Here is a 2,565-nt window from a genome sequence, read left to right as displayed (position 1 = left end):
GGACTGCAGGTGCAGCTGCCGGCCCACGACGGCAGCATCGAAGAAGCCGCGATCCGCTACGCCCACGGCGACGACGCGGGCGCCGAGGCCATCCTGCTGCAGGCGCTCGCGCCCGACAGCCCGAGCGGCGAGCACGACGACACCTGGCGTACGTTGTTCGATCTCTATCGCGCCATCGGCGATGCCGAGAAGTTCGTGGCCGCCGGCACCCGTTATGCGCAGCGCCTGAAGCAGCCGGCGCCCGATTGGATCTCTTTCCGCACCCTGGCCAACACCCTTCGGGCCTCGATCACGACGCAAACCCCGACGGGGCCGGTGCCGGCCGGTGACGCCGACTGGGCGAGCCCGCCGCGGCTCTCGCGCGAGGGTCTGCTGGGCCTGACGCGTGCGCTCGGCGCCGCGGGCCCGTCCTGGCGGCTCGACTGGAGCCTGCTCGACGCCATCGAGCCTGATGCCGCCGGACCGCTGCGGGCCCTGTTCACCCATTGGGCCGATTCGACCGTGCAACTGCGTTTTCGCGGCAGCGATCGCCTGCTGCTCGCGCTCGCCGAGGCCACGCCGGCCAACGACCGCGGCGTGGATGCGGTCTGGTGGCAGCTGCACATGGCCGCGTTGCGCGTGATGCACCGGGCGGACGAGTTCGAGCTGCTGGCGCTCAACTACTGCATCACCTACGAAGTGTCGCCTCCGCCCTGGGAGGATCCCAAGGGCGACTACGTGTCCCTCGACGGGGTCCCGGCGGCCAGGCCGGCCGCGGGCGCTTTCTCGCTCGACTCCGTGGCCGCGCAGCCCGCCGCCAGGCCGGCCGCCGCGGGCATCGGCAGCAGCGTGCTGGTCGGGGAGCTGGTCGGCGAATCGCTGTCGACCTGGCAGCGGCTCGACACCGAGCTGGGCGATTCGGCAAGCCCGACGGTGTCCTGCGCGGCGCTGGTCCGGATCGATTTCGCCGCCGCCGGAACCCTGCTCAACTGGGTCACCGACCATCATGGCCGCGGCCAGAAGGTCCAGTTCGTCGATGCCCACCGCCTGGTCGCGGCCTTCTTCGACGTCATCGGCATCGCCGACCACGCCTCGGTCGCCATCAGAAAAGACTAGCCGCGGCGCCCGCCGGGGGTTGAGATCCGGGCCTTTGCCCTGAGATTGCTTCGATGGAACAATTTCACGGAACCACCATCATCAGCGTCCGCCGCAAGATCGCCGGCGGCGCCGACCAGGTCGCCATCGGCGGCGACGGCCAGGTCACGCTGGGCAACATCGTCATCAAGGGCACGGCGCGCAAGGTTCGCCGGCTCTACCACGGCAAGGTGCTGGCCGGCTTCGCGGGCGCGACCGCCGATGCCTTCACCCTGTTCGAGCGTTTCGAGGCCAAGCTCGAGAAGCACCAGGGCCACCTGGCGCGGGCCGCGATCGACCTGACCAAGGACTGGCGCACCGACCGCGTGCTGCGCCGCCTCGAGGCCATGCTGGCGGTGGCCGACGCCACCACCTCGCTGATCATCACCGGCAACGGCGACGTGCTGGAGCCCGAGAACGGCATCATCGCGATCGGCTCCGGCGGAGCCTACGCGCAGGCCGCGGCCAAGGCGCTGCTCGACAACTCCGAGCTGCCGGCCGAGCAGATCGTCAAGAAGTCGCTCGAGATCGCCGGCGAGCTCTGCATCTACACCAACATGCACCACACGGTCGAGACCCTCTGAGAACCGCGAGCCACTCCATGTCCATGACCCCCCAGGAAATCGTCTCCGAGCTCGATCACCACATCGTCGGGCAGCCCCAGGCCAAGCGCGCGGTCGCGATCGCGCTGCGCAACCGCTGGCGCCGCCAGCAGGTCGAGGAGACGCTGCGCGCCGAGATCACGCCCAAGAACATCCTCATGATCGGCCCCACCGGGGTCGGCAAGACCGAGATCGCCCGCCGGCTGGCGCGGCTGGCCGACGCGCCCTTCATCAAGGTGGAAGCCACCAAGTTCACCGAGGTCGGCTACGTCGGCAAGGATGTCGATTCGATCATCCGCGACCTGGCCGAGATCGCGATCAAGCAGACCCGCGTCGCCGAGAGCGCCAAGGTCCGGATGCGGGCCGAGGACGGCGCCGAGGAGCGCATCCTCGACGTGCTGCTGCCGCCGGCCCGCGGTGCCGAGGGCGCGGGCGCCGATGCCGGCAACGCGACCCGCCAGGCCTTCCGCAAGAAGCTGCGCCAGCACGAGCTGGACGATAAGGAGATCGAGATCGACCTGGCCGAAGCGCGCACGCCGCTCGAGATCATGGGTCCGGCCGGCATGGAGGAGATGACCGAGCAGCTGCGCGGCATGTTCGGCCAGCTGGGCCAGGCCAAGCGCAAGACCCGCAAGCTCAAGATCGCCGAGGCGATGCGGCTCCTGATCGACGAGGAGGCCGCCAAGCTGGTCAACGAGGACGAGATCCGCACCCAGGCGATCCACAACGCCGAGCAGAACGGCATCGTCTTCATCGATGAGATCGACAAGGTCGCGAGCCGCAACGATTCGCAGGGCGCCGACGTCTCGCGCCAGGGCGTGCAGCGCGACCTGCTGCCGCTGGTCGAGGG

The 2,565-nt window shown here is 69.7% G+C and carries 2 protein-coding genes and 1 pseudogene; all 3 read left to right on the top strand.

Annotation, left to right across the window (positions count from 1 at the left end; translation table 11 throughout):
* A pseudogene (locus AC1D2K_RS33255) lies at positions 1-1,095 on the top strand (STAS domain-containing protein); the annotation flags it as partial.
* A 53-nt stretch (positions 1,096-1,148) separates the two neighbouring features.
* Complete coding sequence (gene hslV, locus AC1D2K_RS33250) at positions 1,149-1,697, top strand: ATP-dependent protease subunit HslV (protein WP_478094514.1); 549 nt, start codon at positions 1,149-1,151, stop codon at positions 1,695-1,697.
* Between the two features lie 17 nt (positions 1,698-1,714).
* Positions 1,715-2,565, top strand: an 851-nt coding sequence (gene hslU, locus AC1D2K_RS33245) for an ATP-dependent protease ATPase subunit HslU (protein ID WP_478094513.1), incomplete at its 3' end; no start/stop codon positions are given.

The sequence above is a fragment of the Variovorax sp. P1_H12_2 genome, from assembly GCF_056405335.1.
Note: the sequence above shows the minus strand (reverse complement) of the source record. Positions and strands in the feature narration are given on the sequence as shown.